This is a genomic window from Pseudomonas zhanjiangensis (assembly GCF_041027545.1).
Taxonomy (GTDB): Bacteria; Pseudomonadota; Gammaproteobacteria; order Pseudomonadales; family Pseudomonadaceae; genus Aquipseudomonas; species Aquipseudomonas zhanjiangensis.
This window is the reverse complement of record NZ_JBFTEG010000001.1, coordinates 493,512-511,415: the sequence shown is the minus strand read 5'-3', so window position 1 is coordinate 511,415 and position 17,904 is coordinate 493,512. Positions and strand designations below refer to the sequence as shown.

Genomic DNA, 17,904 nt, shown 5'->3' with positions numbered 1-17,904 from the left:
CACGAAAGCCGGGTTGCCCCGGCTTTTCGCTTGCTGCTTCGGCTTACTTGCGACGCATCGACTGGAAGAACTCGTCGTTGGTCTTGGTCGCCTTGAGCTTGTCGATGAGGAACTCGATGGCGGCGATTTCGTCCATCGGGTGCAGCAGCTTGCGCAGGATCCACATGCGCTGCAGTTCGTCCTCGGCGGTCAGCAACTCTTCGCGGCGGGTGCCCGCACGGTTGATGTTGATGGCCGGGAACACGCGCTTCTCGGCGATCCGCCGGTCCAGCGGCAGCTCCATGTTGCCGGTGCCCTTGAACTCCTCGTAGATCACCTCGTCCATCTTCGAGCCGGTCTCGACCAGCGCGGTGGCGATGATGGTCAGCGAGCCGCCTTCCTCGATGTTACGGGCGGCGCCGAAGAAGCGCTTGGGCTTCTCCAGGGCATGGGCGTCGACACCACCGGTGAGCACCTTGCCGGAGCTCGGGATCACGGTGTTGTAGGCACGCGCCAGGCGGGTGATGGAGTCGAGCAGGATGACCACGTCCTTCTTGTGCTCGACCAGGCGCTTGGCCTTCTCGATCACCATCTCGGCGACCTGCACGTGGCGGGTCGGCGGCTCGTCGAAGGTCGAGGCGACCACTTCGCCGCGCACGGTGCGCTGCATCTCGGTCACTTCCTCCGGGCGCTCGTCGATCAGCAGGACGATCAGGTGGCACTCGGGGTTGTTGCGGGTGATGTTGGCCGCGATGTTCTGCAGCATGATGGTCTTGCCCGCTTTCGGCGGGGCGACGATCAGGCCGCGCTGGCCCTTGCCGATCGGGGCGCAGAGGTCGATCACCCGGCCGGTGATGTCCTCGGTGGAGCCGTTGCCGGCCTCCATGATCAGGCGCTTGTTGGGGAACAGCGGGGTCAGGTTCTCGAACAGGATCTTGTTCTTGGCGTTCTCCGGTCGATCGTAGTTGATCGTGTCGACCTTGAGCAGCGCGAAGTAGCGCTCGCCTTCTTTCGGCGGGCGGATCTTGCCGACGATGGTGTCGCCGGTGCGCAGGTTGAAGCGGCGGATCTGGCTCGGCGACACGTAGATGTCATCCGGGCCGGCCAGGTAGGAGGCGTCCGCGCTACGCAGGAAGCCGAAACCGTCCTGGAGGATCTCCAGCACGCCATCACCGGAGATTTCCTCGCCGCTCTTCGCGTGTTTTTTCAGCAGCGAGAAGATCACGTCCTGCTTGCGCGAACGGGCCATGTTCTCCAGGCCCATCTGTTCGGCCATTTCCAGCAGTTCGGTGATCGGCTTTTGCTTGAGTTCGGTCAGATTCATAGGAATGACGTAATCATGAAGGAGGGGAAAATAAGCTATTAGGCTTGAGAGGCCGCGCCGCGGAGAAGGCGATTGAACCGCCTGCTTGGGTGTCGAAGGTTCGACCAAGAGGAGCGCCGGCGACGGAGTGCAGAGGGCCGCATAGAAAATGCAGCGAGGCCGAATGTAACACCGGCCTGACGAAGGCGTCTAGCCTTCACATGGAAAAAAGCCCCGCAAAAACGGGGCTCTTGCCGACAGCGAAATCAGATGTTGCTGTCGAGGAAGGCGGCCAATTGCGACTTGGACAGGGCGCCGACCTTGGTCGCCTCGACGTTGCCGTTCTTGAACAGCATCAGGGTCGGAATACCGCGCACGCCGTACTTCGGCGGGGTTTCCTGGTTCTCGTCGATGTTCAGCTTGCAGACCTTGAGCTTGCCCTGGTAGGTCTGGGCGATCTCGTCGAGTACCGGAGCAATCATCTTGCAAGGGCCACACCATTCAGCCCAGTAATCGACCAGCACCGGACCTTCGGCCTGGATGACGTCCTGATCGAAGCTGGCATCGCTGACGTTGGTGATGAATTCGCTCATGGAAAGTCTCCGTGTTCGGAAGCAAAAAGTTGTCGACATCATAGCCCGGCTTTTCTGGCACAGGAAGGCTCGCGCCATTGAGCTTCTCTATGAGGCCAGACAAATACTCCGTGTTTTGTCCGCCGAATCGCTGACGGGCCGAAGCGGCAAGCAGGCTGGCAGACGCAGGTCCCGCGCGTCAGTCGAGCAGGGATGCGACATCAGTATGCGTTGGCGTGCCCGGTCGATCATGGCAGGATGACTGCGTTCCGCATCGAGACACTATCACCATGCCGCATACTCCAGCCGAGTCTTTTCCCTTGATTGCAGCTATCGACCTGGGCTCCAACAGTTTCCACATGGTCCTGGCCAAGGCCGACCACGGCGAGATCCGCATCCTCGAGCGCCTGGGCGACAAGGTGCAACTGGCCGCCGGCATCGATGAGCAGCGCCTGCTCAGCGAGGAGGCCATGCAGCGCGGCCTAGACTGCCTGCGTCGCTTCGCCCAGTTGACCGCCAGCCTGCCGGAGGGTGCGGTGCGCGTGGTCGGCACCAATGCACTGCGTGAAGCGGTCAACCGCGACACCTTCATCCGCCGCGCCGAAGAAGTGCTGGGTTGTCCGGTGGAAGTCATTTCCGGTCGCGAGGAAGCCCGCCTGATCTACCTCGGCGTCTCCCACAGCATCGCCGACACACCGGGCAAGCGCCTGGTGACCGACATCGGCGGTGGCAGCACCGAATTCATTATCGGCCAGCGTTTCGAGCCGCTGCTGCGCGAGAGCCTGCAGATGGGCTGCGTCAGCTACACCCAGCGCTACTTCCGCGACGGCAAGATCACCCCGGCCCGCTATGCCCAGGCCTATACCGCGGCGCGCCTGGAGCTGATGGGCATCGAGTACGCCCTGCGCCGCCATGGCTGGCAGGATGTGGTGGGCGCCTCCGGCACCATCAAGGCCATCGGCCTGGCCATCCAGGCCGCGGGATTGGGCGGCGGCGAGGTCAATCCGGAGGGGCTGGCCTGGCTCAAGCGCAAGATCTTCAAGCTCGGCGAGGTGGACAAGCTCGACCTCGACGGGATCAAGGTGGACCGGCGGGCCATTTTCCCGGCCGGCCTGGCGATTCTCGAAGCCATCTTCGATGCCTGCGAGATCCAGCGCATGAGCCACTCCGAGGGCGCCCTGCGCGAAGGCGTGCTCTACGACCTGCTCGGCCGCCACCACCACGAGGACGTCCGCGAGCGCACCCTGAGCGCCCTGATGGAGCGCTATCACGTCGACCTGGAACAGGCCGCACGGGTCGAGAGCAAGGCATTGTCGGCGCTGGACCAGGTGGCGGACAGCTGGGAACTGGGCGACGAGTGGCACCGCGAGCTGCTGACCTGGGCGGCACGGGTCCATGAGCTGGGCCTGGACATCGCCCACTACCAGTACCACAAGCACGGCGCCTACCTGATCGAACACTCCGACCTGGCCGGCTTCTCGCGCCAGGACCAGCAGATGCTGGCCCTGCTGGTGCGCGGCCACCGGCGCAACATTCCCAAGGACAAGTTCGCTGCCTTCGGCGCCGAGGGCGTCAAGCTGATGCGCCTGTGCGTGCTGCTACGCTTCGCCATCCTGTTCCATCACATCCGCGGCGGTCAGGAAATGCCCAGGGTGCGCCTGCAGGCCAGCGAGCAGCAGCTGCAGCTGCATTTTCCCGATGGCTGGCTCGAGGCCAACCCGCTGACCCAGGCCGACTTCGCCCAGGAAGCGGAGTGGCTCAAGCGCATCGAGATCAACCTCAGCGCACACTGACCAGCGGCGTGGTGAGCTTCTCCAGCAGACCGGCCTGGGCGCTACGCGGGTTCTGGTTGCCGGTCGGACTGAGGCGCACGTAGCGACCATCGGCCTGCAGCACCCAGCTCTGGGTGTTGTCGGTCAGATAGCTCTCCAGCTCCTTCTTGACCCGCAGAATCAGCTTCTTGCCTTCCACCGGGAAACAGGTCTCGACCCGCTTGTCGAGGTTGCGCTCCATCCAGTCGGCACTGGACAGGTAGATCTTCTCTTCGCCGCCATTGAGGAAGTAGAACACCCGAGTGTGCTCGAGGAAGCGACCGATGATCGAGCGCACCTGGATATTGTGCGAAACCCCCGGCACCCCCGGACGCAGGCAGCACATGCCGCGCACCACCAACTCGATCTTCACCCCCGCCTGGCTCGCCTTGTACAGTGCCCGGATCACCTTGGCGTCGGTCAACGAGTTGAACTTGGCCATGATGTGCGCCGGCTTGCCCTCGGCGGCCAAGGCGGTTTCCTTGGCGATCAGGTCGAGCAGGGTCTTCTTCAGGGTGAAGGGCGCGTGCAAAAGCTTCTTCATGCGCAGGGTCTTGCCCATGCCGATCAGCTGGCTGAACAGCTTGGCCACGTCCTCGCCCAGGGCCACGTCGGCGGTGAGCAGGCTGTAGTCGGTGTACAGCCGGGCGTTGCCGGCGTGGTAGTTGCCGGTGCCCAGGTGCGCATAGCGAACGATATCGCCGTTCTCGCGGCGCAGCACCAGCATCATCTTGGCGTGGGTCTTGAACCCGACCACGCCGTAGATTACCACCGCGCCGGCGGCCTGCAGGCGGCTCGCCAGGGCCAGGTTGGACTCCTCGTCGAAGCGTGCGCGCAATTCGATCACCGCGGTGACCTCCTTGCCGTTGCGCGCCGCCTCGACCAGGGCATCGACGATCTCCGAATTGGCTCCGGAGCGGTACAGGGTCTGCTTGATCGCCAGCACGTGCGGGTCCTTGGCCGCCTGGCGCAGCAGATCGACCACCGGCGTGAAGGACTCGAAGGGATGCAGCAGGAGGATGTCCTGCTTGCTGATCACGCTGAAGATGTTGTCGCTGTTCTGCAACAGCTTGGGGATTACCGGGGTAAAGGGCGTGTACTGCAGCTCCGGATGGCTGGCCAGGCCGGTGATGCTGAACAGCCGGGTCAGGTTGACCGGGCCACTGACCGTATAGAGCTCGCTCTCGCTCAGACCGAACTGCTTGAGCAGGTAATCCGACAGGTTCTTCGGACAGGTGTCGACCACCTCCAGGCGCACCGCATCGCCGTAGCGGCGGGCGAACAGCTCGCCACGCAGCGCGCGGGCCAGGTCCTCGACATCGCCGGTATCCACCGAGAGGTCGGCGTTGCGGGTCAGGCGGAACTGGTAGCAGCCCTTGACCTTCATGCCCTGGAACAGGTCGTCGGCGTGGGCATGGATCATCGAGGAGAGGAACACGTAGTTGTCACCGGGGCCGCCGACCTCCTCCGGAACCTTGATGATTCGCGGCAGCAGGCGTGGCGCCGGGATGATCGCCAGGCCGGAATCGCGGCCGAAGGCATCGACCCCCTCCAGCTCGACGATGAAGTTCAGGCTCTTGTTCACCAACAGGGGGAACGGGTGGGTCGGGTCCAGGCCGATCGGGGTGATGATCGGCGCGATCTCGTCGCGGAAGTAACGGCGCACCCAGGCCTTGAGCTTGGTGTTCCAGTGGCGGCGACGGATGAAGTTGATGTTGTGCTTGGCCAGCGCCGGGAACAACACGTCGTTGAGAATCGCGTACTGGCGGTCGACCTGCTCGTGGACCAGCTCGGAGATCCGCGCCAGCGCCTGATGCGGCTGCAAACCGTCGGCCGCCGCCTGTTCGCGGGCAAAATTGATCTGCTTCTTCAGGCCGGCGACGCGGATCTCGAAGAACTCGTCGAGGTTGCTGGAGAAGATCAGCAGGAACTTCAGACGCTCCAGCAATGGGTAGGACTCGTCCAGCGCCTGCTCCAGCACGCGGATATTGAATTGCAGCTGTGACAGCTCACGGTGGATGTACAGGCTGCTATCGTCCAACCCCGGCACCACCGGTGCAGGCACCGGTGCGGGCGGCGCAACGGGGGCCTCCACGGGAGCGGGCGCCTCTTCGGCACGCTCGACGGCGGTCGTCTGGGCATCGAGCAGTTCGCTGGCGTTGAGTCCTTCGGTGTTCATTACTGGGTTCCCGGCGGGGTCATTGCCCCTGCTTTAACAGTTCAGCCGCACGCACGGCGAAATAGGTGAGGATGCCATCGGCGCCGGCGCGTTTGAAGGCAGTCAGCGACTCGAGGATCACCGCCTCGGACAGCCAGCCATTCTGGATCGCCGCCATGTGCATGGCATATTCGCCGCTGACCTGATAGACAAAGGTCGGCACGCGGAATTCATCTTTGACCCGCCAGAGGATGTCCAGGTAGGGCATGCCCGGCTTGACCATCACCATGTCGGCGCCCTCGGCCAGGTCGGCGGCGACTTCGTGCAGTGCCTCGTCGCCATTGGCCGGATCCATCTGGTAGGTATTCTTGCTGCCCTTGCCGAGGTTGGCGGCCGAGCCAACCGCGTCGCGGAACGGGCCATAGTAGGCGCTGGCGTACTTGGCCGAATAGGCCATGATGCGCACATTGGTGTGATCGGCTAGCTCCAGCGCCTCGCGGATCGCCTGCACGCGACCGTCCATCATGTCCGAGGGTGCCACCACCTGGGCCCCGGCAGCGGCATGCGACAGCGCCTGCTTGACCAGGGCATCGACGGTGATGTCGTTCTGTACATAGCCGTGTTCGTCGAGAATGCCGTCCTGACCATGGGTGGTGAACGGGTCGAGGGCCACGTCGCTGATCACCCCCAGTTCCGGGAAGCGCTCGCGCAGGGCGCGAATCGCGCGCTGGGCAATACCTTCGGGGTTCCAGGCCTCGGCGCCATCCAGCGACTTCTTCTCCAGCGGCGTCACCGGAAACAGCGCCAGCGCCGGGATGCCCAGGGCGACCCAGCGCTCGGCCTCCTGCAACAGCAGGTCGATCGACAGCCGCTCCACGCCCGGCATCGAGGGCACGGCCTCGCGGCGGCCTTCGCCGTCGAGGACGAACACCGGCAGGATCAGGTCATCGACACTGAGGCGGTGCTCGCGCACCAGGCGCCGGGAAAACTCATCGCGGCGATTGCGGCGCAGGCGAGAGGCGGGGAACAGGCGATTACTCACAACAGGCTCCAGAGCCCGCACAGCGGGCGAGTGTGACAGTTATAAGCGGACATTATGACCAATTGATGACCGTCATAGCGGATCAGCGACGGTCCGCCGCAGGCCCATTGTGGTCGCGCCGGCCCGCATCCGTCGAGTCGCCCGCGGTTTTCCGCCTGGGCCGAAGAGCCAGGCCCCGCCCTGCGCCGGCCGACCGCGGCGACAGAGTGCGCATCGCCAGCAGACGGCAACCTCGGCGAGGGCGATTGCCGGCCCGGCTACCGCCATCCCGCCTCAGGCCGGCAGCACCTGTACCGGGCGCGGAGCGAGGTACAGGGCCAGTGCGCTGGCCAGGCCATAGCCGAGCAGCAGGGCCCAGCCACGCCCATCCATGGCCAGCAGCCCGAGGCCGTCGGCCAGGGCGAACAGCGGCAGGTTGGCCAGCAGCCGGACGCCCTCCAGCGCCCGCGCCCAAGTCCGGTTCTCCAGCCATACCCCGAGGCTGTAGAGCCCCAGGGCCAGCCAGACACAGGCTAGGCTTAGCGCCTGCACCGATTGCCCCTCGGCAATCGCCAGCAGGTAGCAGCTGGCCAACAGATAGCCACTGAACTGCACGATCGCATAGAGCCGCTGGTAGCGGCTCAGCGGCACCTCGAATTTGACGAACCGGCTCAGGTTCGGCTTGACCTGCGGATACCGCGCCGCGACATCCGTCGGGCGCCAGCCGGTGGGCATAAACCAGATGCGCAGCCGGTCCCACCAGGACGCCGCGCGCCGCGCATCCCGCCAGAGCGCCACGTACACCTGCAGATTGGCCCACAGCGGATTCCAGCTGGCCAGCGGCGTGGTCACACCGAAGATCGCCGGCTGCTCGTCCAGTTCTTCCTGATAGCTGCCGAACAGCCGGTCCCAGAGGATGAATACGCCGCCGTAATTGCGATCCATGTACACCGGGTTCTGCGCATGGTGCACGCGGTGACTGGACGGGGTGATGAAAATCCACTCCAGCCAGCCGAGCTTGGGCACATGGCGGGTATGCACCCAGAACTGGTAGAGCAGGTTCAGTGCCCCGACCGTGAGGAACACCAGCGGCGGCACCCCGAGCAGGGCCAGCGGCAGGTAGAAGACCCAGCCCAGGAGAAAGCCGCTGCTGGTCTGGCGCAACGCCGTGCTGAGGTTGTACTCCTCGCTCTGGTGATGCACCGCGTGCGCCGCCCAGAGCAGGTTGCGCTCATGGCCCAGGCGGTGCAGCCAGTAATAGCAGAGGTCGTAGCCGAGGAAGGCCAGGAACCACAGCCAGGGGTTGTCCGCGGGCCACTCGGCCAGCGCCCAGTGCTGCCATGCCCAGCCGTAGGCGAGCAGACCGAGCGCCTTGCTCAGCAGGCCCGTGGTGATCGAGAGCATGCCGGCACTCAAGCTGTTCAGCGTATCGGCCAGGCGATAGCTGCTGAGGCCCCGCCAGCGGTCGGCCAGCCATTCGAGGGCCATCAGGGCGAAAAACCCGGGCACGGCGTAGAGGATGTAATTCATGTCGGCGTCATATCCCTGTACGAAGGCAAGGGCTAGGATTGCACTAGATCCTAACGCGCTGGCGGCGTGCCGCCCGCGGCGCACCACGACAACCCGAGAGACATTTGACGACAGCATGCGCCGATCCCTTCGCTGGCTCCTGTGCGGCCTGATCCTGCTGAGCCTGGCCGCCCTGCTCGGGCTCTATCCCTATCGCGCCGCGCTGTTGCCCGCGCACGACGACCTGGCCAGGGCGAAGGCCCGTCTGGCCCCCCAGCTGAGCCTGTTTACGCCGACCGGGGCCGGCCCCTTCGCCACCGTGCTGGTGTTTCATGGCTGCAGCGGGCAACGCCAGGCGATGGTCGACAGCGTCAAGGCCTGGCTGCTGCCGGCCGGCTATGCCGCCCTGTTCGTCGACAGTTTCGCCGCACGCGGCATCGACGACTGGCGGCCGGTATGCGCCGGCAAGCGGCTCTGGGGCAATCAGCGGGCGCTGGACGTCTACGCGGCCATCGAGCTGGCGGCGCAGCTGCCGCAGGTCGATGGCCGGCGTCTGGCGCTGCTCGGCTTCTCCCATGGCGGCTGGAGCGTACTCGATGCCCTGGCCTATGGCGGCGCGGCCGGGCATGGCTTCTCGGCGCCGGGCCCGCAAGGCCTGGCCCGGGTCAAGGCGGCGATCACCTACTATCCCTATTGCGGCTTTCCGGCCCAGCTGCAGCGCCACCTGAGCGCCGACCCGCCGCTGCTGATGCTGCTGGCCGGCGAAGACCGGGTGACCGATCCCCGCCAATGCCTGCAGGCCCTGGATGGCTTGCCAGTCGGCGCCGTACAGGTGCAGCGCTATGCGCACGCCGGCCACGTGTTCGACCATGCCAGCGAACTGGCCACCTACCAACCCCAACTCGCCGAGGATGCGCGACTGCGAGCCAGCGACTTTCTGCGCGCCCACCTCGGCCCCGAACCATGACCAGGAGTAGACGATGAACAAGAAGGTAGCGGTGATTCTTTCCGGCTGTGGGGTCTACGACGGCTCGGAAATCCACGAGAGCGTGATTACCCTGTTGCGCCTCGACCAGCGCGGCGCCGAGGTCCAGTGCTTCGCACCGAACGTGAACCAGCTGCACGTGGTCGACCACTACAGCGGCGACGAGGCGGACGAAACCCGCAACGTGCTGGTCGAGTCGGCGCGTATCGCCCGCGGCAAGATCAAGGACGTACGCGAGCTGCACGTCGCCGACTTCGATGCGCTGATCATGCCCGGCGGCTTCGGCGTGGCCAAGAACCTCTCCGACTTCGCCCTGAGTGGCGCCACCTGCACGGTACAGCCCGATGTGCTGAACGCCGCCCAGGGCTTCGTCAAGGCGGAAAAACCGGTGGGCCTGATCTGCATCGCCCCGGCCCTGGCGGCGAAGATCTTCGGCGCCGGCATCGTCTGCACCGTCGGCAACGACCACGACACGGTCGCCACCCTGGAGCAGATGGGCGCCGTGCACAAGGAATGCGAGGTGACCGAAATCATCGAAGACCCGCTGCACAAGCTGGTCACCACCCCGGCCTACATGCTCGCCCAGTCGATCAGCCAGGCGGCGGCGGGGATCAACAAACTGGTCGACCGGGTGCTGGAACTGACCCACGCCGACTGACCCTCAGCAGGCCGATCCGGCCAATGCGCGCGCCACTCCCGCCGCACCCCTGGCCAAGTGCCCGGGAGTGCGGCAGCGTGACGACAATCCCCAGCGAGCATGGCGCCGATGACCAGCCAACCCTTCGAACTCACCGCCGAACTGCAGCAGGCGGTGAGCAGTTTTTTCCAGCACATCCCGTTCAACCAGGTGCTCGGCATCCAGCTCGATGAGCTCAGCACCCAGCGGGTGACCATGCACCTGCCGATGAAGCCCGAGCTGATCGGCAACTTCGTCCACGGCATCCTGCATGGCGGCGTGATCTCGTCGCTGCTGGACGTGGCCGGTGGCGCCATGGCCCTGATCGGCGCCTTCGAGCGTCACCAGCACCTGTCCAGCGCCGAGCGCATGGCCCGGCTGTCGAAGCTGGGCACCATCGACCTGCGCATCGACTATCTGCGTCCCGGCCGCGGCCAGCGTTTCACCCCCAGCGCGGTGCTGCTGCGCTCGGGCAACAAGGTGGCGGTGGTGCGCAGCGAGTTGCACAGCGACGACGGCACCCTGGTCGCCGTGGGCACCGGCACCTACCTCTGCGGTTAGGCACGCGCCAGACGGGTGAGGATGCGGTCCAGCGAGTTGGCGAAGGTCTGCCGGTCCTTGTCCGAGTAGGCGGCCTGGCCGCCACCGACCTGGCCCTGCTCGCGTAGCTCGGTGAACAGATTACGGGTGGCCAGCTTGTCGCCCATATTGCGCTCGTCGAATTCGCGGCCACGCGGGTCGAGGGCGGCCACGCCCTGCTTGACCAGGCGATCGGCCAGCGGCACGTCGCTGCAGATCACCAGCTCGCCCGGCACGGCGTGCTCGACCAGGTAATCATCGGCCGCATCCGGCCCGCTCGGCACCACGATCAGGCGCACACAGGCGAAGCTCGGCCGGGCCACCGGCTGGCCGGCGACCAGCACCACCTCTAAGCCCCGCTTGAGGGCGAACTTCACCACCTGATCGCGCGCCGCCCGCGGGCAGGCATCGGCATCTATCCACACTCGCATCGGCCTTCACCCTCCGTCGCCCTGTCGCTCAATCCCGGCATCTTAGGTCATTTGCCGGACGTCGGCAGGCGCGAGCCTCAGGCCGCGCCGAGCGGGCTCCGGCGCCGCTCGCCAACCCAGCTGCGCCCGTAGAGCAGCGCGATCATCGCCAGGGCCAGCCCCTGGGCCGCCAGACTGTAGCCATCGGCATGAATGCCCAGCCAGTCGAAATCGAAGAAGGCCACGGGGCGAGTCGCCAGCACGCCGGCCTCCTGCAGGGCGGCGACGCCGTGGCCGGCGAACACCACCGCCAGCACGCAGAGCAGCACCGCGTTGGCGCTGAAGAAGGTCGCCAAGGGCAGCTTGCGTGAGCCGCGCAGGATCACCCAGGCCAGGCCGAGCAACAGCAGCAGCGCCGCGCCAGCGCCGGCCAGGACCAGGCCATGGCCCTGCGGGCCGGCCTGCAGCCAGAGCGTCTCGTAGAACAGGATCACTTCAAACAGCTCGCGGTAGACCGAGAAGAAGGCCAGCAGGGCGAAGCCGAAACGCCCGCCACCGCCGACCAGGCTGCTCTTGATGTAGTCCTGCCAGGCGGCCGCATGGCGGCGGTCGTGCATCCACACCCCGAGCCAGAGCACCATGACACTGGCGAACAAGGCAGTGATGCCTTCGAGCATCTCGCGCTGGGCGCCGCTGACGTCGATCAGGTAGGCCGCAAGCGCCCAGGTGCCGACCCCGGCCAGCAACGCCAGCCCCCAACCCAGGTGCACACTGCGCACCGCCCGCTGCTGTCCGGTGTTGCGCAGGAAAGCGAGGATCGCCGCCAGTACCAGGATCACCTCCAGGCCCTCGCGCAGCAGGATCAGCAAGCTGGAAAAGAAGCTCAGCGAGTCCGACAGGCCGCCACCGTCGAGCAGGGCCGCGGACTTGTCCAACTCGACCTTGGCCGCCTCCAGGCGTTGCGCCGCCAGGGGCAGCGAAGCGCCATCCTGCAGCGCCTGACGGTAGGCCATCAGCGCCTTCTCGGTGGTCTTGCGCTGGTCCGGATCGAGATTGTTCAGGGCGCTCTCGACCAGCTCGAAGCCTTCCAGGTAGGCGCCGACCGAGAGGTCGTAGGCCTGCTCGCGTTCACCGCGGCCATAGGCCAGCAGGCTCTGCTCCAGGGTGGTGCGGCTGTGTTCGATCAGTTGCAGCGGCCCGCGCTGCTGAGCCGGCGGCCGGGCCCGCTGGGCACGAAATGCCGCCGCGGCCGCCGCGCCCTGCTCCGCGGCCACCTGCGCGGGGGTGGTGGCCGCCAGGGCAGCCAGGGTAAAGGGCGCGGCCTCGGCCGCCGGCGCGGCGCTGAAGCCGGCAATATAGCTGGCCAGATCCCAGCGCTGGCGCTCGTCGAGCTGATCGGCGAAGGCCGTCATGTCGGTGCCGTCGATGCCCAGGCCGATGGTGTTGTACAGGTCGTACAGGCTCAGCCGGTCCATCCGCGCCAGGTCCCGCAGGTTGGCGGGCGGCGGTTCCAGGCCGATCCCGGCGGGGCCGTCGCCGGCGCCCTGCTGGCCGTGGCAAACGCTGCAGTGTTGGGCGAACAGCGGTGCGCCGCGAGCCGGATCGGGGGTGATGGCCGGCGTCTGGCTGACCGCATAGGCCCTGGCCAGGGTGGCGGCCAGTTGCCGAGCCTGGGCGGCGACGGCACTGCCCTGCTCGCGCCGCTCGATGCCCTGGCGTAGGCTGGCGATACCCTGCTCCAGTTCGACCTGCTCGCGGCGTGCCGGCAGCGCGACAATCAGGCCCTGCAGCACACCGAGAAACTCCAGTTGCTCGCGGTACTCGCCAGCATCGACCACTTCGCCATTGGCCACGGTCGCCGGATAGTCCGCGCCCAGGTAGCCCAGCAGGTGCAGGGCCTGCGCCGCGTCTGCAGCGGGCTCGGCCAAGGCGCACAGGCTGCACAGCGCCAGCACAGGCACCAGCAGCCAGGGCAGAATACGGGAAGACGACATGGGGCCAATCCAAATAAGAATTAATAGTGTTTGATTATTGTCCTCCCCGGATCCGCTCTCAAGCCCCGGGCCACCTTCATCATGCGACCTTTTGTCGCCACCCAGCGGAGTCTTCGCCATGCACCTATGGGATCGCCTGCAGGAACCCGCCAATGCCCTGGTCTGCGGCGCCAGCCGCGGCATTGGCCTGGCCCTCGTCGAACAACTGCTGCAGCGCGAGGAGGTCGCCGGCGTGTGGGCCATCGCCCGGCATGCCAGCGAGTCGCCGGGCCTGACCGAGCTGCTCGAGCGCCATGGCGAACGCCTGCGCTGCCTGGATGTGGATGCCTGCGACGAGCAAGCGTTGAGCCGGCTGGCCGTACGGCTGCAGGACTGCCTGCCGCGCCTGCACCTGCTGCTGTGCACGACCGGGGTGCTGCACGACGGCGCGGCGAGCGCCGAGAAGGGCCTGGCGCAACTGGATCTGCCGGGCCTGCAGGCGGCCTTCCAGACCAACGCCTTCGCCCCGATCCTGCTGCTAAAGCACCTGTTGCCACTGCTGCGCGGCCGTCATCCGTGCACCATCGCTGCCCTCTCGGCACGAGTCGGCTCGATCGGCGACAACCGCCTCGGCGGCTGGTACAGCTACCGCGCCAGCAAGGCCGCACTGAACCAGCTGCTGCACACCGCCAGCATCGAACTGGCCCGACTCAACCCCGAGGCCTGTGTGCTCGCCCTGCATCCGGGCACCACCGCCACCGAGCTGTCCCGGCCGTTTCAGCGCAACGTGCCGGCCGACAAGCTGTTCAGCCCCGCCTTCGCCGCCGCCCGGCTGCTGGAGCAGGTCGAGCGCCACGGTCCGCCGCAGTCCGGCAGCTTCTGGGCCTGGGACGGCCAGCCGATCGAATGGTGAGCGCGGCGCGGAGTCAGGCCGGGGCGCGGCGCAGGGTGGCCAGTAGCGCCGCGGCGCCGACGAACAGCCCGGCGAAGGTACGGTTCATCAGCCGCTGTTGGCCGGGCGAGCGCAGCAACCGCAGGACCCGCGAGGCGAGCCCGGTGTAGCCAGCCATCACCACCAAGTCGACAGCGATCATGGTCAGCCCCATCAGCAGGTACTGGCCGAGCAACGGCGCCTTTGGATCGAGAAACTGCGGCAGCACCGCGAGCATGAACACGATCGCCTTGGGGTTGCTGATGTTGACCAGAAAGCCGCGGCTCACGAGCACCAGCGGTCGCCCCAGCGGGCGGATGGTTTCGGCCGCCATCTCGGCGGGCAGGGCCTGCCACTGGCGATAGCCGAGATACGCCAGATAGGCCACGCCGAACCACTTGATCAGGCTGAAGGCCAGCGCCGAGGTCGCCAGCAGCGCGCCCACGCCGGCGGCGACGATCAGGATCTGCAAGGCCAGGCCCAGTTGCAGACCCAAGGCGTTCCAGTAGCCGCGCCAGAAGCCGTACTGCAGCCCGGCGGACATCGAGGCGATGGCCCCGGCACCGGGCGACAGGCTGATCACCCAGCAGGCGACGAAGAAGGCGAGCCAGGTTTGCAGTGCCATGGCAGATACCTCAGAACAAGTGAAGGAAACAAGGACAGGCCCAATAGCCTACCCCCTGCCAGGCAAGGCGCCCAGCCTCGCCGGTCAGTCCGGCGAAGCCTTGCGCAGCTGCACCGGCTCCGGCGTCTCCTGACGTGCGCGCGCGCGGGCGGCGCGCAGGCGAATGTTGATCGCCTCCACCGCCAGCGAGAAGGCCATGGCGAAGTACACATAGCCCTTGGGCACATGCACGTCGAAAGCTTCGGCCACCAGCACGGTGCCAACCACGATGAGGAACGACAGGGCGAGCATCTTCAGGCTCGGGTGGCGGTCGATGAAGTCGCTGATGGTGCCGGCCGAGAGCATCATCACCAGCACCGAGATGACGATGGCGGCGATCATCACCTGGACATTGTCGACCAGGCCGACGGCGGTGATCACCGAGTCGAGGGAGAAGACGATGTCGATGATGGCGATCTGCACGATGATGCCCATGAAACCATAGGCCTTGCCGCCGGCCTGCTGCGCCTCCTCGGCGCCCTCCAGGCTGTGGTAGATCTCCGCGGTGCTCTTGAACAGCAGGAACAGTCCGCCGAAGAACAGGATCAGGTCACGCCCGGAGATACCCATGCCGAGCACCTGGAACAGATCATTGGTCAGGCGCATGACCCAGGCGATCGACAGCAGCAGGAGGATCCGCGTGCCCATGGCCAGGGCCAGGCCGAAGAGCCGCGCCTTGGGCTGCTGGGCCTTGGGCAGGCGACTGACCAGGATCGAGATGAAGATGATGTTGTCGATGCCGAGGACGATTTCCAGGGCGGTCAGGGTGAGAAACGCGACCCAGATTTCCGGGTTGGTCAGCCATTCCATCAGGGTCAGATCTCTAAGTGACGGGTGGGAGAAACTTCGCCATTGCGCCAGCGGCGCACGGCTTTCTGGAAGAACAGGCTGTTGGGCACCTGCAACTGGGCGCCATTGGATCCCTCGGCCAGGTCCTGCAGGGTGGTATAGAACAGGTTGATGGACAGCACCCGGCCCTTGATCCCGGTCTTCTCGGCGCCATCGATCAGCTCGAGGTGGTCCCCCAGGCGAAACGGCCGCAGGGCAAAGATCAGCAGGGCGCAGAACAGGTTGGACAGCACGCTCCAGATGGCGAAGAAGGCCACCGCCGCCACGGCGACGAAGCCGGTCAGCGCGGTCCACAGGATCTGTGCCGAAACACCGAGCCGCTCGAGTACCAGCAGGCCGGCGCTGCCGATTACCAGCCAGCGCAACACGGTGCGCAGCGGCCGCAGCAGCTCCGCCGGCAACTGCGGGTAGCGCGCCGCCAAACGCCGCAAGCCGCGCCCGAGCAAACGCTGCAGCAGCCACGCCAGCAGCAGAATCAGCAGCACCTGGCCGGCCCTTATCAGCGGCTCGCTCCAGGTGACCAGCCATTGCCAGTCCGGCAGTGCAACAGTCAACTGGCGGCCTCCAGTTCGGCCTGCAGGGCCTCAAGGGTTTCCAGGGCGAGCATCCAGCGCTCCTCCAGATCCGCTTCGCGGCCCTTCAGCCTGGCCTGCTCGGCCAGCAACTCGCGCAGCTCGTCCTTGCGCGCCGGCTCGTAGAGCTCACTGTCACCCAGGCGGGTCTCCACCGCAGCGAGCTTCTCGTGCAGCTGGCCGAGTTCCTTCTCCAGCTTGTCGGCTTCACGCTTGTGCGGCGCCAGCTGCTGGCGCAAGGCCGCGGCGGCCTGGCGCTGGGCGCGCTTGTCGGCCTTGTCGACGCCACCGTCCCCGCCGCCCGCCGACACCGGCGCCTGCCGGGCGCGGTAATCGACCAGCCAGCGCGCGTAGTCTTCCAGGTCACCGTCGAACGGCTGGACCCGGCCATCGGCCACCAGCAGGAACTCGTCGGTGGTGCTCTTGAGCAGGTGGCGGTCGTGGGACACCACCACCACCGCGCCGGAAAACTCCTGCAGGGCCATGGTCAGGGCCAGGCGCATCTCCAGGTCGAGGTGGTTGGTCGGTTCGTCCAGCAGCAGCAGGTTGGGCCGGCCCCAGGCAATCAGGGCCAGCGCCAGGCGCGCCTTCTCGCCACCGGAGAAGTTCACCACCGGCTCCTCGCAACGCGGGCCACGGAAGTCGAAGCCGCCGAGGAAGTCACGCAGCGTCTGCTCGCGCTCGCTGGGCGCCAGACGCTGGAAATGCAGCAAGGGGCTGGCCTTGTCGTCGAGGGCATCGAGCTGATGCTGGGCGAAGTAGCCGACCACCAGGTTCTCGCCGCGGCGCAGGCGCCCGCCGAGCGGCTCAAGTTCACCGGCCAGATTCTTGATCAGGGTCGACTTGCCGGCGCCGTTGGGCCCGAGCAGGCCGAGGCGCGCCCCTGGCGCCAAGCTCAACTTGACCTGCTCGAGCACCACCTTGTCGCCATAGCCCAGGCGCCCCTCACTGAGGTCGAGCAGTGGACTGGAGATCTTGCTGGCCTCGCGAAAGACGAAGTCGAACGGCGAATCGACATGCGCCGCCGACAGTTCCTCCATGCGCTCCAGGGCCTTGATCCGGCTCTGCGCCTGGCGCGCCTTGGTCGCCTGGGCCTTGAAGCGGGCGATGTACTTCTCCATGTGCGCGCGCTGCGCCTGCTGCTTCTCGTAGGCCTGCTGCTGCTGGGCCAGGCGCTCGGCGCGGGTGCGCTCGAAGGCCGTGTAGCCGCCGCGGTAAAGGGTCAGCTTCTGCTGGTCGAGGTGGACAACGTGATCGACCACCGCATCGAGGAAGTCGCGGTCATGGGAGATCAACAGCAGGGTGCCCGGATAGCTTTTCAGCCAGCCCTCCAGCCAGAGAATCGCGTCCAGGTCCAGGTGGTTGGTCGGTTCGTCCAGCAGCAACAGGTCGGACGGGCACATCAGCGCCTGAGCCAGGTTCAGGCGCATGCGCCAGCCCCCGGAGAAATCGCCGACGCGTCGATCCATCTGCGCGCTGTCGAAGCCCAGGCCCGCCAGCAACTTGCGCGCGCGCGCGTCGGCGCTGTAGCCGTCGAGGTTGTCCAGCTCGGTGTGCAGGCGGGCGATGGCCGCACCATCGTGAGCCGCCTCGGCCCGGATCAGCTCGGCCTGGACCCGGCGCAGATGGCTGTCGCCATCGAGCACGTAGTCCACCGCCTGACGCTCGACGGCATCGACCTCCTGGCGCATATGAGCGATGCGCCAGTCCGCCGGAATCAGGCAATCGCCCGCGTCCGGCGTCAGCTCACCGCGCAGCAGCGCGAACAGGCTGGATTTGCCGGCGCCGTTGGCGCCGATCAGGCCGGCCTTCTGGCCGGGATGCAGGCACAGCTCGGCGCCTTCTAGCAGACGCTGCGGGCCACGCTGTAGAGTGAGGTTCTGGAGTCGGATCATAATGGCGGCGGAGTCTA

At 66.5% G+C, this 17,904-nt stretch carries 16 protein-coding genes; 5 read left to right on the top strand and 11 right to left on the bottom strand.

The annotated features are described in order from the left end of the window. Window positions 1–43: 43 nt before the first annotated feature. Both rho and trxA read right to left on the bottom strand, forming a co-directional pair. Entirely contained in the window at window positions 44–1,303 is a 1,260-nt protein-coding gene (gene rho, locus AB5S05_RS02320) for a transcription termination factor Rho (protein WP_369285804.1), read from the bottom strand. Window positions 1,304–1,548: 245 nt separating this feature from the next. Then, window positions 1,549–1,875 (bottom strand): thioredoxin TrxA, encoded by a 327-nt coding sequence (gene trxA / locus AB5S05_RS02315; RefSeq protein ID WP_298110505.1) that lies wholly within the window; start codon window positions 1,873–1,875, stop codon window positions 1,549–1,551. Between the two features lie 269 nt (window positions 1,876–2,144). On the opposite strand from trxA, the gene ppx reads away from it, so the two are divergent. Further along, window positions 2,145–3,647, top strand: coding sequence for an exopolyphosphatase (gene ppx / locus AB5S05_RS02310; RefSeq protein WP_369285803.1), 1,503 nt, complete (start codon window positions 2,145–2,147; stop codon window positions 3,645–3,647). On the opposite strand, the gene ppk1 is transcribed toward ppx, so the two are convergent. The 3 genes from ppk1 to AB5S05_RS02295 form a co-directional block, all read right to left on the bottom strand. Then, window positions 3,634–5,844 (bottom strand): polyphosphate kinase 1, encoded by a 2,211-nt coding sequence (gene ppk1, locus AB5S05_RS02305; RefSeq protein ID WP_369285802.1) that lies wholly within the window; start codon window positions 5,842–5,844, stop codon window positions 3,634–3,636. The two genes, ppx and ppk1, sit on opposite strands and share 14 nt — an antisense overlap. A gap of 19 nt (window positions 5,845–5,863) precedes the next feature. Beyond that, complete coding sequence (gene hemB / locus AB5S05_RS02300; RefSeq protein WP_369285851.1) at window positions 5,864–6,877, bottom strand: porphobilinogen synthase; 1,014 nt, start codon at window positions 6,875–6,877, stop codon at window positions 5,864–5,866. A 261-nt stretch (window positions 6,878–7,138) separates the two neighbouring features. Beyond that, window positions 7,139–8,374, bottom strand: coding sequence for a sterol desaturase family protein (locus AB5S05_RS02295; protein ID WP_369285801.1), 1,236 nt, complete (start codon window positions 8,372–8,374; stop codon window positions 7,139–7,141). Between the two features lie 115 nt (window positions 8,375–8,489). Here AB5S05_RS02295 and AB5S05_RS02290 point away from each other — a divergent pair, with 115 nt between their 5' ends. From AB5S05_RS02290 to AB5S05_RS02280, 3 genes are all read left to right on the top strand, one after another. Next, on the top strand, window positions 8,490–9,320 hold the full coding sequence (locus AB5S05_RS02290; protein WP_369285800.1) for a dienelactone hydrolase family protein: 831 nt from the start codon (window positions 8,490–8,492) through the stop codon (window positions 9,318–9,320). Window positions 9,321–9,333: 13 nt separating this feature from the next. Continuing rightward, the gene (gene elbB, locus AB5S05_RS02285; protein ID WP_369285799.1) at window positions 9,334–9,996 is read left to right on the top strand and encodes an isoprenoid biosynthesis glyoxalase ElbB; all 663 of its coding nucleotides are present in this window, start codon (window positions 9,334–9,336) and stop codon (window positions 9,994–9,996) included. Between the two features lie 108 nt (window positions 9,997–10,104). Then, window positions 10,105–10,575: a thioesterase family protein gene (locus AB5S05_RS02280; RefSeq protein ID WP_369285798.1), complete on the top strand. Its 471-nt coding sequence runs from the start codon at window positions 10,105–10,107 to the stop codon at window positions 10,573–10,575. On the opposite strand, the gene AB5S05_RS02275 is transcribed toward AB5S05_RS02280, so the two are convergent. Continuing rightward, entirely contained in the window at window positions 10,572–11,024 is a 453-nt protein-coding gene (locus AB5S05_RS02275; protein ID WP_369285797.1) for a YaiI/YqxD family protein, read from the bottom strand. The two genes, AB5S05_RS02280 and AB5S05_RS02275, sit on opposite strands and share 4 nt — an antisense overlap. Before the next feature lie 77 nt (window positions 11,025–11,101). Next, window positions 11,102–12,997 carry an FTR1 family protein gene (locus AB5S05_RS02270; RefSeq protein ID WP_369285796.1) on the bottom strand — a complete coding sequence of 632 codons (1,896 nt, stop codon included), beginning with the start codon at window positions 12,995–12,997 and terminating at the stop codon, window positions 11,102–11,104. 118 nt (window positions 12,998–13,115) lie between these two features. Here AB5S05_RS02270 and AB5S05_RS02265 point away from each other — a divergent pair, with 118 nt between their 5' ends. Next, window positions 13,116–13,889 carry an SDR family NAD(P)-dependent oxidoreductase gene (locus tag AB5S05_RS02265; protein WP_369285795.1) on the top strand — a complete coding sequence of 258 codons (774 nt, stop codon included), beginning with the start codon at window positions 13,116–13,118 and terminating at the stop codon, window positions 13,887–13,889. Window positions 13,890–13,902: 13 nt separating this feature from the next. Here the strand turns inward: AB5S05_RS02265 and AB5S05_RS02260 are convergent, their stop codons facing one another. From AB5S05_RS02260 to AB5S05_RS02245, 4 genes are all read right to left on the bottom strand, one after another. Continuing rightward, window positions 13,903–14,532: a LysE family transporter gene (locus tag AB5S05_RS02260; RefSeq protein ID WP_369285794.1), complete on the bottom strand. Its 630-nt coding sequence runs from the start codon at window positions 14,530–14,532 to the stop codon at window positions 13,903–13,905. 84 nt (window positions 14,533–14,616) lie between these two features. Beyond that, window positions 14,617–15,381 (bottom strand): TerC family protein, encoded by a 765-nt coding sequence (locus tag AB5S05_RS02255; protein WP_369285793.1) that lies wholly within the window; start codon window positions 15,379–15,381, stop codon window positions 14,617–14,619. 5 nt (window positions 15,382–15,386) lie between these two features. Continuing rightward, window positions 15,387–15,974: a mechanosensitive ion channel domain-containing protein gene (locus AB5S05_RS02250; protein WP_369285792.1), complete on the bottom strand. Its 588-nt coding sequence runs from the start codon at window positions 15,972–15,974 to the stop codon at window positions 15,387–15,389. Then, on the bottom strand, window positions 15,971–17,887 hold the full coding sequence (locus tag AB5S05_RS02245; RefSeq protein ID WP_369285791.1) for an ATP-binding cassette domain-containing protein: 1,917 nt from the start codon (window positions 17,885–17,887) through the stop codon (window positions 15,971–15,973). The genes AB5S05_RS02250 and AB5S05_RS02245 overlap by 4 nt, the downstream gene beginning before the upstream one ends. Window positions 17,888–17,904: the final 17 nt, after the last annotated feature.

Coding starts and splice junctions, on each gene's coding strand:
- rho (WP_369285804.1), bottom strand. CDS start 1,303: ATGAATCTGACCGAACTCAAGCAAAAGCCGATCACCGAACTGCTGGAA.
- trxA (WP_298110505.1), bottom strand. CDS start 1,875: ATGAGCGAATTCATCACCAACGTCAGCGATGCCAGCTTCGATCAGGAC.
- ppx (WP_369285803.1), top strand. CDS start 2,145: ATGCCGCATACTCCAGCCGAGTCTTTTCCCTTGATTGCAGCTATCGAC.
- ppk1 (WP_369285802.1), bottom strand. CDS start 5,844: ATGAACACCGAAGGACTCAACGCCAGCGAACTGCTCGATGCCCAGACG.
- AB5S05_RS02295 (WP_369285801.1), bottom strand. CDS start 8,374: ATGAATTACATCCTCTACGCCGTGCCCGGGTTTTTCGCCCTGATGGCC.
- AB5S05_RS02290 (WP_369285800.1), top strand. CDS start 8,490: ATGCGCCGATCCCTTCGCTGGCTCCTGTGCGGCCTGATCCTGCTGAGC.
- elbB (WP_369285799.1), top strand. CDS start 9,334: ATGAACAAGAAGGTAGCGGTGATTCTTTCCGGCTGTGGGGTCTACGAC.
- AB5S05_RS02280 (WP_369285798.1), top strand. CDS start 10,105: ATGACCAGCCAACCCTTCGAACTCACCGCCGAACTGCAGCAGGCGGTG.
- AB5S05_RS02275 (WP_369285797.1), bottom strand. CDS start 11,024: ATGCGAGTGTGGATAGATGCCGATGCCTGCCCGCGGGCGGCGCGCGAT.
- AB5S05_RS02270 (WP_369285796.1), bottom strand. CDS start 12,997: ATGTCGTCTTCCCGTATTCTGCCCTGGCTGCTGGTGCCTGTGCTGGCG.
- AB5S05_RS02265 (WP_369285795.1), top strand. CDS start 13,116: ATGCACCTATGGGATCGCCTGCAGGAACCCGCCAATGCCCTGGTCTGC.
- AB5S05_RS02260 (WP_369285794.1), bottom strand. CDS start 14,532: ATGGCACTGCAAACCTGGCTCGCCTTCTTCGTCGCCTGCTGGGTGATC.
- AB5S05_RS02255 (WP_369285793.1), bottom strand. CDS start 15,381: ATGGAATGGCTGACCAACCCGGAAATCTGGGTCGCGTTTCTCACCCTG.
- AB5S05_RS02245 (WP_369285791.1), bottom strand. CDS start 17,887: ATGATCCGACTCCAGAACCTCACTCTACAGCGTGGCCCGCAGCGTCTG.